Source organism: Acinetobacter sp. YH01018 (assembly GCF_013420295.1).
Taxonomy (GTDB): domain Bacteria; phylum Pseudomonadota; class Gammaproteobacteria; order Pseudomonadales; family Moraxellaceae; genus Acinetobacter.
Genome location: NZ_VOYL01000012.1, coordinates 38,467 through 58,662 on the forward strand (window position 1 = coordinate 38,467; position 20,196 = coordinate 58,662).

Consider the following 20,196-nt stretch of genomic DNA (forward strand, 5'->3'; position numbering starts at 1 on the left):
AACGTAAGAAGCCTAAGCTATGAAAGAAATATTAAAAAATTTAGTTGAAACGACTACGCTTCCTGAAGATAGTTATCTTGATCAAGATGCAGAAATTCTAGAAATTTTTGTTGAAGAAATAGAAGAAATCTTCGTTGAATTAAGTACTTTATTTACAACTTGGTTGGAAAATCCGAATGACCAAGAAACTTTAACGACCATTCGCCGTCATTTTCATACCCTTAAAGGTTCTGGCCGTATGGTTGGAGCAAAATCTGCGGGTGAGTTGGCATGGGCGGTTGAAGATACTTTAAATCGGGTTATTTCCGGCACAGTACCTTTGGACAGCACAGTTCAACGATTTGCCCAAACTGTATTTAATATTTATCAATACAAGTTATACCCAATTTTTAAAACTGTTCAAAATGCTGATATCGACTTAAGACCTTTAGTATTATTGGGGCAGCAAATTCAGCAGCAGGTCAGTTTAGAACCTGCACTAGAAGAATTGCTTGAACTGTCTAGCACACTGACCAGTGTCAATAGTCTTACTGGTCTGGAATTGCAGGATCAATCATTTAGTGAAGCAGCGCCTGAAATGGCAATCGAAACTACTGCTACAGCAGCGTCAGTCGCAGCAGACGACAACAATGATATTGAAGAAACGGTCGCGATCTTTATTGAAGAAGCAGAAGAACATCTGCTCACGATTGACCAGTTCCTGAAAAATGAACAGGAACAATATCAGGATTATAATGGCCTGATCCGTGCCTTGCATACCTTGCGTGGCAGCTCTTCTATGGCACATATTGATCAGATTTTTGCAGCCAGTACCAAGGTTGAAAACTTATTTAAAACACTTTTACAAGAAGAAATTGTCTCTACCTCCAGCCAGACTGCGTTGCTAATTCAATATGCTGAATTTGTCCGTGATTATTTACATACTTTAAGACAGGGTCAGACTCAGAAACTTGATGCGATATATGCCACCTTTAATTCGGCATGGGACGACTATGGTTTCAGTTCTGCAGAAGTGGATGAGGACGTTAATCCGCAAGGTCTGGTGTCCAAACTGGTCGAATTGAATATTGATTTACTTCTGGATGCCGAATTCGAATTTGAAAAACGTGCCAAAGTAGAATATCCGGAATACATTCAGGCCTTAAGCCAGCAGGCACAGCAATTATTGGACAATACTGATAATCGTGCTGCGATGGGCATCTATCAATTTACCCATGAATTGAAGTCTGGCTATGAAGCTCTGGTATTAAAACCGGAACTGCTCAATATCGACTATGCATATGATCTGTTTGGGCAGGCACATCAAGAGTTCATTCATCTGTTTGATACACTGGCGGCAGGTCAGCGCGTTATTTTAACGGAAGATATCCAGAAAGTTCTGAATGATCTGGCAGCCTTTGTTCAGCAGGATCTTGAACAGTTCGAAGTTCAGGAACCGAATCCTGAAACTCAAGCTGAAGCCTCACCAGCTGCTGCTTCAGGTATTGTAGATCTGGCACAGATTTCACAAAAAATTGGTTCAGACCGCGAACACATGCATGCTGCTGATGCAAATCGTGATTTTGATGAAGATTTGTTGGATATCTTCCTGGAAGAAGCAGAAGAATTACTGGGCGGGATCGATCAAGACTTGAATACCTGGTCGAAAGATCCGTCCGATACTGCAGCACTGAATAATTTAATGCGTTATTTGCATACCCTTAAAGGGGGTGCCAATATGATTCAGGCGACTCATATTGGCTTAATTGCGCATGAATTGGAAAGCATTTATGAACGCGTGATCCGTCATCAAATTGAGGTCAATCCACAACTCATCAGTATTATTCGCTTAGTACAAGATGATGTATCAGACCGTATTCAAGTCATTCGCGATGAGCAGATTGATTATTCAGGTGCTGAATCGATTGAAATTTTGCGTAATATTCAGGCGATCGCTCAAGGTAGTGTGGCTGTAAGCACCGCAGTTGCGGAAGTCGAAGTTCAGGCTGAACCTGAAGTTGCAGCTGAAATTGAAGAACTTGAAACTGCAACGACAGTAGAAACAGAAATTGAACCTGAAATAGCTGCTGAAGTTGCCTTGGCAAGTCCAGACCATGTTGAAGAGCCGGATGACAGTATCCGTTTAATTGCAGAAGAAACCTTCTGGGAAGAAGCAGAAGAAATTCTGGAGTCTACAGATAGCCTGTTGAAACAGTGGTTTGAGCAGCGTAGTGACCGTAGCTTGCTGCTTCAATTACAGCGTGCAGCCCACAGTTTGAAAGGTGGCGCACGTATGGTGGAAAATGAACCAGTAGGGGCAATTGCTTACCAGCTGGAAACCACCTTCGAACGCTTTGCGGTGCATCAGTTCAACTCCAATGTTTATGACCTGTTATTGCAAACGACTTTGGCATGGTTAAAGCAGGCTATTTTCGAGCATGATTACAGTAATTTTGACAGCGTCAAATTAAGTTTAGAGTCGATTGAATTTGTTGATGTCATTGCGCAGTTACCTAAGCGCGTGGCCGAATCCGATACGCTGTCTACGGCTAAAGTCTTTGAATTTGTTCAGGGTGATGGTACCGAACCTCCAGCAATGATGGGTGAGTGGGATACAAGTAATCAACAGGACAACAGCAATGAAATGATCCGTATTTCTGCCGATCTGGTCGAGAAAATGATCGACTTGTCTGGTGAAAATGCGATTAACCGTTCACGTATTGAAATGGACTTGGGACAGTTTAGTAATACCCTGAACGAAATGGAACTGGCGATCAAGCGTCTGGCTGACCAGTTACGTCGAATGGAAGGTGAGCTCGAGTCTCAAATTATTGCCAAACATGGTGATAATTCACGTTATGCCGATTTTGATCCCCTGGAGATGGACCAATATTCATCATTAAACCAGTTGTCAAAATCGCTGGCGGAATCTGCATCTGACTTGGTCGATTTCAAGACGACCCTGTCAGAAAAGATTCGTGATACGGAAGGTTTACTGTTACAACAATCCCGTATTCAAGCCGAGATTCAAGAAAGCCTGATGCGTACCCGTCTGGTACCATTTGATCGTTTATTGCCACGGTTACAACGGATTGTGCGTCAAACCTCATCGACCCTGAACCGTCCGGCCGAGCTGGTGGTGCAAAACACCGAAGGTGAATTGGACCGTAACATTCTAGAGCGTCTGGTTACACCGTTCGAGCACATGCTGCGTAATGCGATTGACCATGGTCTGGAAGACACTCACGTACGACATGAGTTACAAAAGCCTGAAGTCGGGAAAATTGTTCTCAATATTAGCCGTCAAGGTACAGATGTACTGGTGTCATTCAGTGATGACGGTAAAGGGATTGATGAAACAAAAATTAAAGAAAAAGCACTCAGCTTGGGTTTAATTAAAGCCGATCAATCCATGGATAAGCAGGAAATCCTGCAATTAATTTTCCATCCTGGATTTACTACTGCCAAAGAAGTGACCCAAATTTCCGGACGCGGTGTAGGTCTGGACGTGGTGCAAAGCGAAATTAAGGCGCTGGGCGGGCATATTTCCATCGATTCTGAATTGGGTAAAGGGACCACCTTTACCATTCGCGTACCAACTACGGTGGCGGTGAGTGACGCCTTGATGGTTAAATCAGGCGACCAGCAGTTTGCGATTTCACTGGCACAAATTGACCGTATTGTACGTATTGCACCATCAGCACTGGAAAAATATTTCAACAGTAAAGACGACTTCTTTAAAATTGATAACACCAGTTACAAACTGCGTTATTTATCCGAATTTGTGTCCAATCAGCCTTTACCACGTTTAAGTAATGTTGCCCATTCTTTACCTGTATTGCTGATTAAAGGCAATAGTGGTCAAACTATTGCACTACTTGTGGATCAGCTGATTGGTTCGCGTGCACAAATTGTGGTGAAACCGATCGGTCAGCAATTCTCAAGTGTTGGCGCTGTTGCCGGAGCGACTATTCTAGGTGATGGTCAAGTCTGTCTGATTCTGGATGGTCAGAATATTGCCCGACAAATTCAGAACACCCAACGTCTTAAACATGTGTCTGATCAACGTGAGCATTCGCGTTACAGTAATACACGCCGCCTGATCATGATTGTGGATGACTCGGTGACAGTACGTAAGGTGACCTCACGTTTACTTGAACGTCAAGGCTTTGATGTGGTGACGGCCAAAGATGGTATTGATGCCATGGAGCAGCTGGAAAATGTCAAACCAGACTTGATGTTGCTGGATATTGAAATGCCGCGCATGGACGGTTTTGAAGTCACGAATCTGGTTCGTCACCATGACGTGCATCAAAACTTGCCTATTATCATGATTACGTCAAGAACAGGCGAGAAGCACCGTGAACGTGCATTCAGTCTTGGGGTAACGCACTATATGGGTAAACCGTTCCAGGAAGCGGAATTGCTGGAAAATGTGGAAAGTTTGTTAGAAATCAGTCAGGGATAACTCAATGAGCCAAAATAGTGTTTCAAACTCTGCTGTTGACCGAATTTCACAACAGGAGTTACACCACCTTATTACGGTATCTACCGGATTTATCGATACCTATATTATCGATTGTTATGGTAAGGAAGCGATGATTCTTCCGCAAAACATTGTCTTGTCTGCGCTGGATAGCGCTACACAGGTGCCTTTTGTGGAATGGCATGAATTGAAGCTGCCAGTGTATGCTGTGAATGATCCGGAGCGCAAAACGGGTGTAGCATTGGTCATTGAAGGCGATGATGTCAGTCAGCGTTTTGCCCTGATGTGTAATGAGATGCCAAAAACGATTCGTCTGCGTATTTCTGAAGTGGTAGATGAAGAACGCACGGCAACAGACCCTGATGTATTCCAGTATGTACGGATGGGAGATCAGGTGTTTTATGTGCCTAATCTCGAACACATTCAGTCTTCTTTAGGATTGTAATGTTGAAGCATTTATAAAAGGTGGGTAATAAAAAAGGAACTGTTCAGTTCCTTTTTTATTTTATGTGGTTACTGTTTTAGCGAGCTAATAAGCCTTCTAGAATTTGTTCGTAAATTTCAGCAAGCGGTTCCAGGTCAGCAACATTTACATGTTCGTCAATTTGATGGATGCTGGCATTTAATACACCGAGTTCCAGCACCTGTGCACCTGTAGGGGCAATAAAACGACCGTCGGAAGTACCGCCACTGGTAGAAAGTTCAGTTTCAATACCGGTGACATTACGAATGGCATTTTTAGCAGCATTGACCAATTCGCCTACTGGGGTAAGGAATGGCAAGCCAGATAATGTCCATTCAATATCATAATCAAGATTATGACGGTCTAGAATTTCTAAGGTACGTTCTTTTAACTGTTCAGCAGTCACTTCAGTTGAATAACGGAAGTTAAATAAAAGATTCATACTGCCCGGAACCACGTTAGTTGTACCGGTACCTGCATTGATATTGGAAATTTGGAAAGATGTTGCAGGAAAATATTCATTGCCATTGTCCCACACCGTATCGCACAGTTCAGCCAGGGCTTTAGAGGCAGTATGAATCGGGTTGATGGCAAGGTGAGGATAAGCCACATGTCCCTGTTTACCTTTCACGGTTAATTTAGCATTCAATGAACCACGACGACCATTTTTGACCACGTCACCCAACTGTTTGGTACTGGATGGTTCACCAACCAAACACCAGGTCATTTTTTCATTACGGGCTTCTAAAGCTTCCACAACTTTCACGGTACCGTTAATGGATGGACCTTCTTCATCGGAAGTAATGAGAAATGCGATAGAACCTTTATGGTCTGGGTGTTTTGCCACAAAACGCTCTGAAGCCACTACCATCGCTGCCAGTGCTGTTTTCATGTCGGCACTGCCACGTCCATACAGTTTACCATCGCGAATTTCCGGTACAAAAGGGTCCGAATTCCAGGCATCTAAACTCCCGGTAGGTACCACATCGGTATGGCCTGCAAAACATAAAACAGGTGCTTCAGTACCTTTACGTGCCCACAGATTGTCCACGTCTTCAAAACGCATCGGTTCAATATTGAAGCCGATTTTTTCCAGACGTTCCGCCATGATATTTTGGCAGTTATGATCGATTGGTGTTACAGAAGGCTGACGTAGCAGTTGCAGGCTTAAATCAAGGGTAGCGGAAGAGGTCATGCGATTTTCATAAGTCGATAAATTTGTCTGCACTATAATAGGCGAATATGTCCTTGAATGTGAATGACTGCCCTAAAATTGGCATAAAAAAACCCTATCTTGGATAGGGTTCTGTGTGCTGAAGACAAACTAGTTTTTGCGGATTTCCTCAGAAGTTTTTTCTGCAGTATCGGTTACAGCCTCTCCAGCTTTAGATACATCTTTACCCATACCTTTAAACGTATTACAGCCAGTTAAAGCAAATGCAATAATGAGGGAAGCAGCAAGAATTTTTTTCATCATCATCTCCAAGTCATTCATTATTTTGATGTGAATTCAGGTTAATTAATACACAGTCTAAACAATAGGGTTTTTTGATGGTAGAAAAGTAAGCATTTGTTATAAAAATAGACAATTCTCATAAAATTGGCGATGTATTGCTTGAGAGAGTAAAGGTGGATTGCGGTACATATAGAAATTATTTTGATCTTTTTGCAGATATAAGCCGTTACTCCACCACTGTGCGGTATCGCTACTGATATGCTGCTCTGGACAGATCCATTCGAGTCGCTGTAAGCGGTAAAATTGAGCATTTTGCGGAGGAATATCGCTTCCCCAACAGCCTAAACGTCGCTGTCGATTGACCCAGTTGGGAAGGCTGTTTGTTGTGCTTCCAATAGGTAGATAAAGTTGCCCTTTGAGTACTGCGAAACGCTGCTCAATGTTGTGTTCCAGTGCATCCTCAAACTGAAACTGCTTTTGGCTAAAGTGATTTAATTTTCGCAATAAAGTATCGCTGCGGTTTAAGCCATACCAGTAGGGCAAAGAACAATCCCGTTCTGCCAGATAATATTTTAAAGCCACTTCCCAGTGTTCAATGGCTTGGGTTTCGGTATTCAATAACAGAAAATCGAGTTCACCCAGAGTTCTGGGTCCTGCAATTTTCTGAATGCTATGACCGATTAACTGATACGGATGATAGTCTTGGTCGAGCAACCAGAACCAGACCAGCATTTCAAAACGCAGACCCAAACGTGTACTTTTCAGCTGCTGTAAAAAGCTTTCTAATTCTTGTGGATGCTGATCTAAATAAAGCAATCTGGAGTGATAATTCTGAAAATGGCTACGCCATACGGCATCATCATGAAATTGAAAAGCATGCTTGAGTACCATTTCGGACGGGATGTGGGATAAAATATTTGGACTGCATACACAAAAGGCCAGTTGCCGAACCAGTAAATTTTTAAATTGCAGCCAGGGTTCTTCAATATGAGAGACTTGATTTAAAGCAAACATAGCAACCCCGGGCGATAAATTAAAAAGTGCAGAATGACAACGGATAATATGCAAAAACACTTTATACTACCGCAATTAGTTGTATAGGGTAGTGCTATGAAAATGTTGTTTTGGCGAAGTTTAGTGATGATTTTTGTCATCCTGGGCTTTATCGGGGCACTTTTACCGGGTATGCCAACAACAGTATTTCTGATTTTAGCTGCCTGGTCGGCTTCGAAAGGCTGGCCGCAAATGGATGCCTGGTTGCTGAATCATCCTAAATATGGGGCGACCTTAAGGGCATGGCGTGAAAATGGCACCGTACCACGCAAGGCAAAATGGTTCGCCACTATCATGATGATGATCAGTGGAATCATCATGTTATTTACCAATGCACCGCTTTTGGTGAAAATCTTCACTGACCTGACCATGCTGACAGTGGCCATCTGGTTATGGCTACGTCCTGAACCTTCAGCAGAACCAATCAAAGATGGTGAGTGATTTTGTTATGGCATATTCTTTAGAACAGGCGGATATATGGATTGACTTAGCTGAGCAAAGTTTGATCTTACCGAAACATGACAAGACTTATGTCATCTCTACAGGCAAAAACGGGATTGGCGAGCAGGAAAATTCCGGCAAGACTCCTCGGGGCTGGCATAAAGTGGCGCTTAAATTTGGTCATAATGCTCCGAAAAATGCGGTGTTTAAAGCACGGCAGCAAACTGGTGAAGTCTATGATGCAGCATTGGCTGCACAATATCCTGAACGTGACTGGATTTTATCGCGTATCCTTTGGTTAAGTGGTCTGGAAGAAAATTTTAATCAGGGTGAGGGCTGTGATACCTTTCAGCGTTATATCTATATTCATGGCACCCCCGATACAGAGCCTATGGGGATTCCGTTGTCACATGGCTGCATCCGGATGCGTAATAAGGATGTGATTGAATTATTCGAACTGATCACTGAGGATGCTTTGGTGTTTATTTCAGAACAGCGTTTGAATTTGAAGGATGGTACACAGGCAATCGCCGATTAATAATGTGATAAAGTATTAAAAGCTTAATACCCAGCTGAATATATAGCAGATAAAAAATGGCGGTATTCGCCAGCAGTTCAAAAAATATTGCAATATTTTGCTTAAAAATGACTCGGTGATTTTTGGGTTTTTACGGAAAATAGTAAATAAGTTATCGAAATTGTTTGTTTTTATAGCAAACAACCTATTTTTTAATCACTCAAACGTAAAAAACCAAAAACAGTCAGAAAAGCGTTTGACAGTCTGTCAGGATTCTCTATAATGCACCTCATCAAACGATGAAGACGTTTAAAGGGCGCTTAGCTCAGTTGGTAGAGCGTCTGCCTTACAAGCAGAATGTCGGCGGTTCGATCCCGTCAGCGCCCACCAAGCTCTTTAGCGTTAAGACACTTTAGTGCAGCGGTAGTTCAGTTGGTTAGAATACCGGCCTGTCACGCCGGGGGTCGCGGGTTCGAGTCCCGTCCGCTGCGCCACTTCAGTTCTTAATATTCGTTTGCCACAATAGCGACATTGTGTAAGTGCAGCGGTAGTTCAGTTGGTTAGAATACCGGCCTGTCACGCCGGGGGTCGCGGGTTCGAGTCCCGTCCGCTGCGCCATTTACATGATAGACCTTTTGAGGGCGCTTAGCTCAGTTGGTAGAGCGTCTGCCTTACAAGCAGAATGTCGGCGGTTCGATCCCGTCAGCGCCCACCAGATTTTTTGCGATGCAGCGGTAGTTCAGTTGGTTAGAATACCGGCCTGTCACGCCGGGGGTCGCGGGTTCGAGTCCCGTCCGCTGCGCCATCCTTAGAATCGAAAATGCAAGACCCTTTGAGGGCGCTTAGCTCAGTTGGTAGAGCGTCTGCCTTACAAGCAGAATGTCGGCGGTTCGATCCCGTCAGCGCCCACCATATCTTTTAAAGATATTTTCTTTTTCAGATATAACTTACTTAGAAATAAGTATCGTGATGCAGCGGTAGTTCAGTTGGTTAGAATACCGGCCTGTCACGCCGGGGGTCGCGGGTTCGAGTCCCGTCCGCTGCGCCATTTTTAAAATGTCTTAAATCCCTGAGTTTAAGATATCAATACCAAGACTACGCACTTCGCTTGTCTTGCGTCATAAAAAATAACGATGTTATTTTACTCTTCAGGGCGCTTAGCTCAGTTGGTAGAGCGTCTGCCTTACAAGCAGAATGTCGGCGGTTCGATCCCGTCAGCGCCCACCATATATTCTCCTTGATCAAATTCTATTTTTCTCCTAAAATCCTTAGTTAATAATAATTTTAACTATTGAAAAATCATGAGAAATCCATATCAACGCAAGGCTGCGTCTAAGACCCAAAATAATACTTATAATGCCCAAGAAATCTATAAAAAATTTGTTGAAATGATTGTAGGCCAAGGTTACGTCCATGCCCTGTATGATGATGGTTGGGCATTATGTGCAACGCCTACCGGTCAGCGTGCATTTGCTATTTGGCAAAGCAAAGGGCTGGCAAAATTGCTGGTGAAAGACAATTGGGCAAATTATCATGTTGAGAATATTTCACTTAAAGATTTTGTTGAAAAAGTCATTCCTTTTTTACGTCAGGAAAGTACCTGTGTATCGATGGATTTGACACCAGAAGGGCAAAATGTGCTGGTGGCACCAGAAAAATTATTATTGGATATCAAAAATTATCTGTATCAGATTTACCTGCAAAAACCTGAATTGTTTAAAGATGAAAAACTGCCTTTACCCCGTAGCATTCGTTTGAACTGATTTTAGTATTCCTGTAACAGCCAGCCACTGATAAAGGCAAAATATTCGCGTAACCAGGAGTTATAGCGAATATAAAGCGGTGTTGGGGCGCTAAGGGTAAATATCTGCTGATAACCTTGATGTTTAGCAATGGCTTTGGCACGTAAAATATGAAAGTCACTGGTGACAATGACAACTGGCTGCTTTAGGGAAATATGCTGCTGTGCCAGTAAAGGCTGCACATTACGCAGATTTTCTGCAGTGCTGGTACTTTTAGCTTCTAACAGAATACGTGATGGATCAATATGATGCTGTTGTTGCAGATATTCAGACATCACTGTTGCTTCAGCAATTTGTTCTTTAAATCCTAAACCTCCAGTCACGACCAGCACGGTTTCCGGGTAACGTTTGGCATAGGCAGCACCAACATCTAATCGCTGTTTTAAGGTGGGAGAGGGATGACCCTTTTCGATTCCACTGCCCAGTATAATGACTGCAGAGGCGGGCTGAACTGTATTGGACTGCTGAATGCTATATAGCAGATAACTGAAAAATATCACCAATGTGCTGAGCCAGAGAAAAAATCCCGCCCATGCACAGCGCCATAAAGTCTGTCTTAATTGCGTGCGCTGAATAAAGCTTTGAATCCGGTTAAAAAACAGGGCATAGAGCATGAGTCCAATACCGATGATCAACGGAAGAATAATGCCGAGATGAATTTTATCCAGTGACAGTAACCATAAGCCATCGAGAGTCAATATACTGCCGATAATCAAGCTCAGGTGACGTTTGAAGCTGCTGGACATAAAATTACTCTGGGTGAATGTTGTTGCTAGTTTAAACAAATTGGATACTTTAAGTATAAAAAAACCGGGTTCTGAGACCCGGTTTTTTTATTGACTTCAATGATTAGTAGACATCACGACGATAACGTCCATCTTGGCGTAGCTGGTCAACTACAGCTTCACCCAGAATGTCGGTTAAAGCCTGATCGACATCGCTGGCCATACCGTTGATGCTACCGCACACATAAATCACCGCACCATTCTTAACCCAGGCTTTTAGTTCCTGTGCCTGTTCACGCAGTTTATGATGTACATAGACTTTTTCTGCCTGATCTCGTGAGAAAGCCAAATCCAGGCGTTGCAACATGCCAGTGGTTTGCCAAGCTTCAATCGTGCTCTGATAGAAGAAGTCATGTTCACGCTGGCGTTCACCAAAGATCAGCCAGTTTTGCGTATAGTTCTGACGGATACGTGCATGTAGCAAGCTCATTAATCCTGCAAGACCGGTACCGTTACCAATACAAATGATAGGACGGTTGTCATCAATCAGGTGGAAAGATTCATTGTTACGGATATGCAGCGCAATCTTGCTATTTAACGGGGCATGCCGAGTCAGCCAGCCTGAACCCAGACCCAATTGGCCTTGAGCATCGGACTGTTGGCGCACCACTAAACGCAGAACTTGCTGTGAAGGAATACTGGCAATGGAATATTCACGTGAAGGCAGCATCGGAAGTTGCTCCAGTAAATGATCCATATTGGCAAAAGGTTCAACTTCACCGGTCAAATCTTTGTTCCATAAGGCCTGTTCAATATTGATCTTTAACGAATCTACAGAGGTATTCGGCTGAATTTGATGCTGCTGCATAAACCGGGCAATACGTTCAGCACTGTTACCGGGTTGAATCTCGGCGATATCACCGGCTTGCCAGCTCACTTCATGATCCGGCTTTAACTCGATATTAAAGGCTGGGGCACCTACGCTGTTCGGATTGAGCAGATCACGTTGGGTTAAAGTCCAGCAATCGAAGGTTTTTTCGATATTCATGGTTTGTAACTCAAGCTGGGTTACTTTTGCTAAAGTCGTATTCCATGCCTGAATCTGCTCTTGATTGGTATTATCCACTTCAATGATATTAAACAATTGCTGTGCACCATTCTGTTTTAACCAGTTATCAATTGCATGGCCAAAATGGCAGAAAGTGTCGGCATATTCGCGCGAACCCAAGGCCAATACTGCATAGTGCAGATGGCTTAAATCAGCTTTTTTGCGCAATATTTTTTTGGTAAAACCCGATGCTAAATCAGGTGCTTCACCGGTACCATAAGTACTGGCTACAAATAAAACCTGTTCAGTATTTTTTAAATCATCCAGACTTAAATATTGTACAGATTTTACACTTACAGACTGATGAGTCTGTTGCAGGCTGGTTGCTGTACGCCATGCCAGCTGTTCTGCCGTACCGGTTTGTGACGCATAGACAATCAGCCAGGGTTTTGCACGGGCATCAATATTGATCGCGGTTAAGCCATGACGTGCAGCTTGGGTTAGTTTCTTCTGTTTGCGACGTTTCAGATAAAGCATCCAGCCTGTAACAAAGAACAATGGCATACTCAGAGCAGCCAGCATAGCCATGAACTGGTAAACCGGACCAAAGAAGCTACCACGGTGCACCGGCAGCATACTGCTCATGATTTTTTCATTGAGTTTTTTATCTTCGTAAAGTTCCATCTCTTTAATGCTAGATGCTTGATAATCAAATGTGGCTTTGTTGCGTGCGCGTTCATGCTGGGGAATGGCATCGACAAAGCTAATTTCAAGTTCACCATTGGCTTTTTTCGGGATATTCAGGGTAATACTTGAATAATCACGGCCCACTTGAGCATTAAAGCCTTTCCAGCTTTGACTAAGAGCCAGATGAATCTGTTCCGGGCTTAAGCTTTTTTTCTCAATTTTTTCAACAGGTTGAATTTCAGTAGCTTTTTCATGTTTGCTTGTAGCTGCATTACGTAATGCTTTGCTCGAACCCTCATTGTTGCTGACTGTTTCACCACCTTTTGGCGCTTCAGCTTCACCCTTGGCTTGCGGTTGTTCAACACCCATCACAGTGTACAAGCCGCTACGCCACCAGCCATAAGACCAGGTTAAACCGGTACAGGCGATAATCAGGAAGAAAATCACCACCCAGGTACCCACCACGGCATGTAAGTCCCAAATGAAATTACGGCCTTTTAGTTGAGGCTTGAGCATGAACCATTGTTTAACAGAATGTTTTTTCGGCCAGCGCAGATATAGACCACTGAGTACAAAAAAGATCAGCATGAGGGTACAGGCCCCGGTGATCTGCTTGCCGACGGGTCCAACGGTTAAATTGCGATGCAACTGCTCGATAAACTTGAAAAATTCTCGTCCTTTAATCTCAGGTAACACTTCGGCTGTGTAAGGATTAATCATCATGGTATAGCCTTTACGTGCACCTTCTTTGACAATATTAATGCTTGAAGATGCTGTCGGATCTTTGGCTATGGTGATGCTATTAATTTTCATTTCCGGATCAGTTTTTTGAAAATGCTGATACAGTTCGGCAGGGGTTAATTTATCTTGTTTTTCAATCTGGACGGTATAGCTAGCCGGATTGAGCCATTTCTGGATAGGCTGTTCATATGAATAAATGGCACCAGTTATCCCCATAATGGAGAGGATTAACCCGGCAGTAATACCAAGAAACCAGTGAATCTGGAAAAAGATTTTTTTTAACATAGCCGAAAAACAGGGTGAGAAACAGAATTAACCTGAATTATAGCTGAACTTTCCCAAAATGATATCGATTTAGTAGGTAATATTTATTCTCATTATCATTTAATTTTATCGGAATTAAAAAACCCCCAGTCTGGAGGTTTTTTAATGTCTAGCTTGCAGTAGCATTTAAATCTGTTTTGCTTCGCCCACAGTTTCATTCAAGTGCTTGCGGATAGTCTTGAAAGAAAAATTCTTTGAATCCATACGCTTTGGCAAGATATAAGCACCTTGTTGACCTTTAACCTTGAAGTTAATCAACATAAAGTCAGGGGTATTGTACCACTCATAAATATCTTTCCAGCCAATGGCACCAACACCTTCCTGTGCACCCATTTGCTGACGCATGATAATGCCGTGCGGCTGTACGCCCAAACGGATACCTTTAATTTCCTGTACCGGAAATTCATTCATCTTGCGTTTTACATACCATTCCAGGCCGAATTTACGGATCAGGAAATATGCAAGCACACAGACCAAAGCCACCCAGCAGAAAATGGTGGAATAGTTTTTCAGCAAGATGATACCGACAATGGAAAGTAGGGCAACAGCTGCCATGATGATCCAGGCTTTGGTGCCGATTTTATTGGTGCTACGCCAGATGGCAAGTTGCGCTTGACGTTGTTCAGCCTCAGAAATTTCATAGTTCACAGGCTGTAAGGTATAAGCGTATAAATTTTTCGCGGTCATAATGAAAATAACAAATTTAGAACTGTAAAAAGTTTAGCATTATTTATACCAATTCAGTGAGTATATTGTTCCAAAATCATCCTATTTATAATGAGGCTAATTCGGTGGCTTTTTCATCACGGTCATGGCTTAGACTTTGCTTTAAACGACTGAGCTGATTCAGAATACTGAGCATCAACGATAATTGCTGCAAAACAATCAGAGATTTTTGATCCTCTTCATTATTTTGGTTTAAGCGTTGGCGTATGGTATTCAGCATATTTTGTGCCGTCAGGTCGGGCACTTCATCTTTTAGCAATGCCCCTTGAATGTCGTCCAGCGCTTGATCGAGGAGCTGCAAGACTTCCTGATCTGCAATTTTTTCACGATGTGCGCCCAGTGCAGCAATATAGCTGAGCAGGGTGTGATTCAAGCACAAAAATTCAAAAGCCTGGCTTTTTTGTGTCGGATCAAAATCAGGTTCTGTGGCCAGGGTCGAAATCAGTGAGGCCACATCTGCATCGTTATTATGCGCAGCACGACGTACCACACGATATTTCAAACCGTTATTACGGCCATTTTTGTACTGCTCAATCACTTCGGTCAAATATTCACATTGAGCGTTGAGTGAACGCCGGATATTGCGCGGTAAACGACGAAATTTCCAGTCGGGGAAGATAAAACTCACCCCAAACCAGGCCAAGGCACAGCCAATCAAGGTATCAATCATGCGCGGGAGGGCTGCGGCGAAACCCAATCCATCGAGGTTAAAGTTAATTAATGCCAAAATCGTGATAAAGGCGGTGGCCTGGGCATATTGCTTACTGCGTAATTCAAAGAACAGTACACCACTTAAAATCAGCAGTAATAATTGACCTTCGATCGAAGGAATAAAATACAAAATGGCATAGCCGAGAATAATGCCGACCAAGGTGCCAACAATCCGTAAACGCAGGCGACGTTTGGTGGCGTTAAAATTGGGTTGGCTGACAAAAAGCGCCGTTAATAGAATCCAGTAGCCATATTGAATCTGGGTAATCTGGACAAAAATATAACCAATAAACAAGACAATAGAGACACGAATTGCATGTCTAAACAGCACCGACTCTGGTGTTAAATGCTGTTTGATCCGAATCACAATATCATCCCAGCCTTTGAGATCATCATCTTTTAGCTGGTTTTCAATATGTTTGCTTTTATCTAACTTAATATGCCGCTCTGTTTCTACGTTGCGAAGCTGGGCATCAATCGACTTTAAATTTTGATAAAGAGAAAATAAGGCATTGACCCAAACTTGATCGTATTGCTGCTCGGCACGGAGTTTTTCCAGGGATATTTTTAAGTTGGCAAAGGCATGTTTAAAGCGCTTGTTATGCTGATAGGTTTCACGATTTAAAATACTGTGACCCAAGTCTTTACAGGCCTTACCCTGAATAGAAAGAATGCGTTGAAAGCGAAATAAAATGTCACTATGTTCAAAAACTTTGACCAGTTTTTGATAATCAATATGCGCTGAATCTGCACGTTCATGGATATCCTGAGCCACAAAATAATATTGCAGGCTGCGACGGGTATCTTTTTGTCCACGGTCACCTTTTAATCGGGTTAACAGGGCAGTTTTCATTTCATTGAAAATACCGACCAGTTTGCCATTTTCCAAAGACAGCTCAATCATGCTTTGCTGATAACTTTCTGGCGTCATGTCAACATCAAACAGGTTCGATTTGGCAAACAGAAAGTCTCCCAGTGATGAATAGCACTGGGACAGTTTGTCCTGAACCTGCCGAACCGGAAATAGCAGAAAACTGATGGTAGAAAGCAGGCCATACCACATCGCACCGGCAACCAACAGTCCAGCCTGCATATACCATTGATCAAACAGTCCAACCCCCAGCATTGAATAGACTGAAATGACTAGACAGCCATAGGAAATGGTCGCATAACGCCGTCCTAATGAGCCGAGCAGAATCCAGCCAATGCAGGACACAATCAGCCCTATGGCAAATAAAACGGGATGAGGAAATAAAAAATAAATCGAGGCGGCGGTAATAAAGAAACCGATGTAAGTATAAATCAGGTTCATGATCCGCACTGAAAAGCGGTCATCGATATCGCTTAAACCGGCAGCCACTACCCCTAAGGTCAAGGGAATGGTAAAAAGCTGTTGTCCCATAAAATAGGGCACAAAGGCAGTACCTGCAAATGCAATAATCATGCGCAGGTTATACATGAAGGTGGTATTGTAAGTCGCTTGTTTAAGACGCGTCAGCCAAGATTTCAAGTTATGTCCTAATCACTAAAGGATGTATGCATCAGGGAATGAAATTATGTGAAATTTCATTTTCAATCCTTAAAATAATACTATGTACAGTGTAAGCTTGTCTTTAAAGCCCCCATTTAAAAATTGAATATCGTTATGTCTTTACAGCAATCTACACGGCAGTATTCCACAGCATGGATCATGCTGCTGGCTTTATTGACCTCACTTGGCCCACTTTCTATTGATATGTACCTGCCAGCCTTGCCGCAAATGGCACAGGATTTTGGCGTCAGTACGCAAATGGTGGCCAATACTTTACCGGCTTATTTTTTGGGACTGGCTTTAGGGCAGCTGATCTATGGACCTTTGAGTGACCGGATTGGGCGCAAAACACCATTGTATTTTGGATTAACCCTGTATGTTGTTGCAAGCTTGCTGTGTATTTTTGCCAGCAATGAATGGAGCTTAATTGCTGCAAGGATTTTACAGGCTGTCGGAGGCTGCGTAGGGGTTGTGATTGCCCGGGCTGCCATTCGTGACCGTCTGGATATGCAGGCTTCTGCACAGGCCTTTGCCAGCATGATGATTGTGATGGGGATTGCGCCGATTGTTGCGCCGAGTGTCGGGGCAATGGTATTGACGTTCTTTAGCTGGCATGCAGTCTTTGTCTTTTTAACCTTGATCGGACTGATCTGTTTATTCTGCGTGCACTTTTTCTTTAAAGAAAGTTTGCCACCTGAACGCCGTTTAAAGCTGAATGTTGCTCAGATTATCCAGCTGTACGGTAGTATTTTTAAAGACCCGAGTTTTACATGGCCAATGCTGGCTGGTTGTTTTTCTGGCGGCATTTTATTCTGTTATATCAGTTCATCTGCTGCTGTGCTGATGGATCATTATGGATTAGCGCAACAGCAATTTGCTTATGCTTTTGGGCTGAATGCCTTTGGTATCATGCTGTTATCTGCGCTCAATAAAAGACTTGGCCAGCAATTTTCGGTCCTGAGTCGCCTGAAAATAGGCGGCATCATCCAGTTGCTTGGGGTCTGCATTTTATTCAGTGCAGGTTTAATCGGTCATAGTCCCTTATGGCTGGTATTGATTGGCATGTTCTGGGCAGTGGCAGGAATTGGTTTTACTGGTCCCAATGCGATGGCTTTGGCCATGTCGGAACAGGGTGCGCAAGCGGGGACAGCCAGTGCGATTATGGGAAGTATGCAGTTTGCCTGTGGTTTGCTCGGCGGCGTGATTTTGAATTTTCTGATGTGGGATTCACTGCTCAATATGGGAATTCTGATGTTGATCTTTGTGGCAGTGACTTTGCTCGCAATTCTACAGCTCAGCAGACAATTGCAGGATAAAAGTTTAAATATTTAAATATCTGCATAGCAAAACAGACCTTTAAACTTATTCGTGCTAAAGGTCTGCTTGAATTCAAGCTATTTATTTATCCATAAACGCGGCAATATTCATTTTTCCGGATAACTAGGCAAAGGTTTTCTTAAGGGGGCCCGGCTTGCCACGGTTAAAATGTTTTAATGATTTATGGATCAACCTGTCTGATACAAAAAGCCCGTACCGCATGGCGGGCCGTTATGGCATCGTTTACATGCTGAAATGAGCTGTAAATTTATAAAAATGTCTTTTGAAATGAGTTTTTTAGCGCTGGGTAGTTATATACATTAGTCGAATGTCTGGTTGTTTGGCTTTAGGATGAATTTCTCTAAGTCTAAGAATATCCACATTATTTTTTTATTAGATCTGAAAATGAGATTATTTTTCAATCAATGTTCGGGAAAACTGATTTTAATAAAGTCTGAAAATTGCTAGATTTAGCACGATATGTGGATGTCACATATTTGTAATATTATAATATTTTAAGTTTTTTACTGTACTCGGAAGCTGAAAATGCAATGGTTTTTTAAGCTTATTAATTTTTGAAGGGTATTTTTTCATAGATTTATTGGGTTTTTAAAAAATCACTGAATGCATGGAATGCGAAATTTAACAAATCGGAGATTTTAAGAATGAGTCAATTACGTAACGGTAAATTTATTGCTAAAGGTTTAGCATTGGCAGTTACAGCAGTCATGGTTAGTACAGCACATGCCGGCACAGCTGAACAAAAACAGATTCAACAATTACGTCAAGAAGTTGAAGCATTAAAATCTTTAATCCAACAACAACAGCAAGTGCAGCAACAGCAACAAACTCAAATTGAGCAAGTCAAGGCACAGCCTGTTCAACTTGCAGCAGCACCTGCAGCGAAGTCTGAATCAGCATTAACTGGCTTTAAAACTAAAGCCGGTGCAAGTGTAAACCTATACGGTTTTGTTCGTGGTGATGCAAACTATATTATTGAAGGTGCAGATGACGACTTTAACTCTGTACATAAATCTGATGGCAAAACTCAAGACAAACTTCGTGCTACTGGAAAAATGACTCGTTTAGGCTTAGATTTTAATACGCCAGTGGGTGATGCAAAAGTTGGTGGTAAAGTTGAAGTTGATTTTGCAGGAACCAATGAAGCATTGCGTATTCGTCATGCTTACTTAACCTATAATGACTGGTTATTTGGTCAAACTACTTCAAACTTCCTGTCGAACCATGCGCCAGAAATGATTGACCTTGCGACCAACGTGGGTGGTGGTACAGTGCGTATCCCACAAGTACGTTATGGTCTTAAACTGGCTCCTGCTACCCAGTTATTTATTTCTGCAGAAGAAGGTAATAGCCTTGCAACTTTGTCAGGTACAGCGGCTGCTGATAAACTTGCTGGTACTGCAGCTGATGTGAAATACCGCTTACCAACGCTTACTGCTAAGTTAACCCAAGGTTTTGCAGAGGGTAAAGGTTTAGTATCTGCACGTGCGTTAGTTGAGAATTATAAATCAACAGCAGCTGATGATGAAAAAACTGGTTGGGGTATCGCTGCCGGGGTCAATTATCAAGTTACTGATCCTTTAAAAGTGTCTGCTGATGTTTCTCATGTGGTGGGTAACAGCAACTATTTATATGGCAGTAATTCAGCTTATTTTGTAGATCCGGCAAATAACAGTATTGAGCAGAATGAATTTAATGCAGTTCAAGTCGGCGCAACCTATAAAATTTCACCTAAATTACGTTCGACTTTAGCCTATGGCGCTGTATTCGCGGATGATGGTAATGATTACGCACGATTGAATGATGGTGCAAATGAAAAAGTGCAACAAGCTTGGATGAACGTGATTTATTCACCGGCTGCACCAATTGATTTAGGTGTAGAATATATCAATGGTAAGCGTGAAACATTTGCTGGACAGTCATATAAAGATAACCGTGTAGGTTTGATGGCTAAATATAATTTCTAATTCAAAACTGGAAATTTAAAAAAAGAGGCGACTGGTTCGCCTCTTTTTTTATTTGAAAAATTATTTTTCATCTCCAGTTAATACCTAAGTGACCTCATTCGTATGAGAATCATCAGCCCTGATTTTATGGGTAAACGCCGGCTATAAAAAAGGTCAAAAGATGAGATAATATCAAGAGGAAGGCGGCAAATATATGAGTCC

At 42.5% G+C, this 20,196-nt stretch carries 14 protein-coding genes and 8 tRNA genes; 15 read left to right on the forward strand and 7 right to left on the reverse strand.

Features of this window, described 5'->3' with window-relative positions; translation table 11 throughout:
- Positions 1-19 precede the first annotated feature (19 nt).
- The gene (locus FTT83_RS06200; RefSeq protein ID WP_180176435.1) at positions 20-4,447 is read left to right on the forward strand and encodes an Hpt domain-containing protein; all 4,428 of its coding nucleotides are present in this window, start codon (positions 20-22) and stop codon (positions 4,445-4,447) included.
- A 4-nt stretch (positions 4,448-4,451) separates the two neighbouring features.
- The gene (locus FTT83_RS06205) at positions 4,452-4,910 is read left to right on the forward strand and encodes a hypothetical protein (RefSeq protein WP_086195982.1); all 459 of its coding nucleotides are present in this window, start codon (positions 4,452-4,454) and stop codon (positions 4,908-4,910) included.
- 76 nt (positions 4,911-4,986) lie between these two features.
- Here FTT83_RS06205 and dapE read toward each other — a convergent pair whose 3' ends face one another.
- The 3 genes from dapE to FTT83_RS06220 all read right to left on the reverse strand — a co-directional run bounded on the left by dapE (position 4,987) and on the right by FTT83_RS06220 (position 7,398).
- Complete coding sequence (gene dapE / locus FTT83_RS06210; protein ID WP_180042431.1) at positions 4,987-6,123, reverse strand: succinyl-diaminopimelate desuccinylase; 1,137 nt, start codon at positions 6,121-6,123, stop codon at positions 4,987-4,989.
- Positions 6,124-6,252: 129 nt separating this feature from the next.
- A complete protein-coding gene (locus FTT83_RS06215; RefSeq protein ID WP_086195980.1) occupies positions 6,253-6,402 on the reverse strand; it encodes an entericidin A/B family lipoprotein in 150 nt (49 codons plus the stop codon).
- Between the two features lie 99 nt (positions 6,403-6,501).
- Positions 6,502-7,398 carry a DUF1853 family protein gene (locus FTT83_RS06220; RefSeq protein ID WP_086195979.1) on the reverse strand — a complete coding sequence of 299 codons (897 nt, stop codon included), beginning with the start codon at positions 7,396-7,398 and terminating at the stop codon, positions 6,502-6,504.
- A gap of 96 nt (positions 7,399-7,494) precedes the next feature.
- Here FTT83_RS06220 and FTT83_RS06225 point away from each other — a divergent pair, with 96 nt between their 5' ends.
- From FTT83_RS06225 to FTT83_RS06275, 11 genes are all read left to right on the forward strand, one after another.
- Positions 7,495-7,878, forward strand: a complete 384-nt coding sequence (locus FTT83_RS06225) for a YbaN family protein (RefSeq protein ID WP_086195978.1) — start codon at positions 7,495-7,497, stop codon at positions 7,876-7,878.
- Positions 7,879-7,885: 7 nt separating this feature from the next.
- A complete protein-coding gene (elsL, locus tag FTT83_RS06230; RefSeq protein ID WP_086196101.1) occupies positions 7,886-8,416 on the forward strand; it encodes a cell wall-recycling L,D-carboxypeptidase ElsL in 531 nt (176 codons plus the stop codon).
- A gap of 293 nt (positions 8,417-8,709) precedes the next feature.
- Positions 8,710-8,785 (forward strand) — tRNA-Val (locus FTT83_RS06235).
- Between the two features lie 27 nt (positions 8,786-8,812).
- Positions 8,813-8,889 (forward strand) — tRNA-Asp (locus FTT83_RS06240).
- A gap of 47 nt (positions 8,890-8,936) precedes the next feature.
- Positions 8,937-9,013, forward strand: a tRNA-Asp gene (locus tag FTT83_RS06245).
- A 21-nt stretch (positions 9,014-9,034) separates the two neighbouring features.
- Positions 9,035-9,110 (forward strand) — tRNA-Val (locus FTT83_RS06250).
- A 13-nt stretch (positions 9,111-9,123) separates the two neighbouring features.
- Positions 9,124-9,200, forward strand: a tRNA-Asp gene (locus tag FTT83_RS06255).
- 31 nt (positions 9,201-9,231) lie between these two features.
- A tRNA-Val gene (locus FTT83_RS06260) sits at positions 9,232-9,307 on the forward strand.
- Positions 9,308-9,366: 59 nt separating this feature from the next.
- Positions 9,367-9,443: transfer RNA gene (locus FTT83_RS06265), tRNA-Asp, on the forward strand.
- A gap of 103 nt (positions 9,444-9,546) precedes the next feature.
- Positions 9,547-9,622, forward strand: a tRNA-Val gene (locus FTT83_RS06270).
- Positions 9,623-9,696: 74 nt separating this feature from the next.
- A complete protein-coding gene (locus tag FTT83_RS06275) occupies positions 9,697-10,158 on the forward strand; it encodes a DUF2750 domain-containing protein (protein ID WP_086195977.1) in 462 nt (153 codons plus the stop codon).
- A 2-nt stretch (positions 10,159-10,160) separates the two neighbouring features.
- Here FTT83_RS06275 and FTT83_RS06280 read toward each other — a convergent pair whose 3' ends face one another.
- The 4 genes from FTT83_RS06280 to yccS all read right to left on the reverse strand — a co-directional run bounded on the left by FTT83_RS06280 (position 10,161) and on the right by yccS (position 16,669).
- Positions 10,161-10,943 (reverse strand): YdcF family protein, encoded by a 783-nt coding sequence (locus FTT83_RS06280; RefSeq protein WP_086195976.1) that lies wholly within the window; start codon positions 10,941-10,943, stop codon positions 10,161-10,163.
- 103 nt (positions 10,944-11,046) lie between these two features.
- The gene (locus tag FTT83_RS06285) at positions 11,047-13,683 is read right to left on the reverse strand and encodes a sulfite reductase flavoprotein subunit alpha (protein WP_180176434.1); all 2,637 of its coding nucleotides are present in this window, start codon (positions 13,681-13,683) and stop codon (positions 11,047-11,049) included.
- Between the two features lie 165 nt (positions 13,684-13,848).
- Positions 13,849-14,409, reverse strand: a complete 561-nt coding sequence (locus tag FTT83_RS06290) for a YcxB family protein (protein ID WP_086195974.1) — start codon at positions 14,407-14,409, stop codon at positions 13,849-13,851.
- Between the two features lie 85 nt (positions 14,410-14,494).
- On the reverse strand, positions 14,495-16,669 hold the full coding sequence (gene yccS, locus FTT83_RS06295; protein WP_180176433.1) for a YccS family putative transporter: 2,175 nt from the start codon (positions 16,667-16,669) through the stop codon (positions 14,495-14,497).
- 135 nt (positions 16,670-16,804) lie between these two features.
- Here yccS and FTT83_RS06300 point away from each other — a divergent pair, with 135 nt between their 5' ends.
- The gene (locus FTT83_RS06300; RefSeq protein WP_180176432.1) at positions 16,805-18,022 is read left to right on the forward strand and encodes a multidrug effflux MFS transporter; all 1,218 of its coding nucleotides are present in this window, start codon (positions 16,805-16,807) and stop codon (positions 18,020-18,022) included.
- Positions 18,023-18,672: 650 nt separating this feature from the next.
- On the forward strand, positions 18,673-19,995 hold the full coding sequence (locus tag FTT83_RS06305; protein ID WP_180176431.1) for a DcaP family trimeric outer membrane transporter: 1,323 nt from the start codon (positions 18,673-18,675) through the stop codon (positions 19,993-19,995).
- The last annotated feature ends 201 nt before the right edge of the window (positions 19,996-20,196 follow it).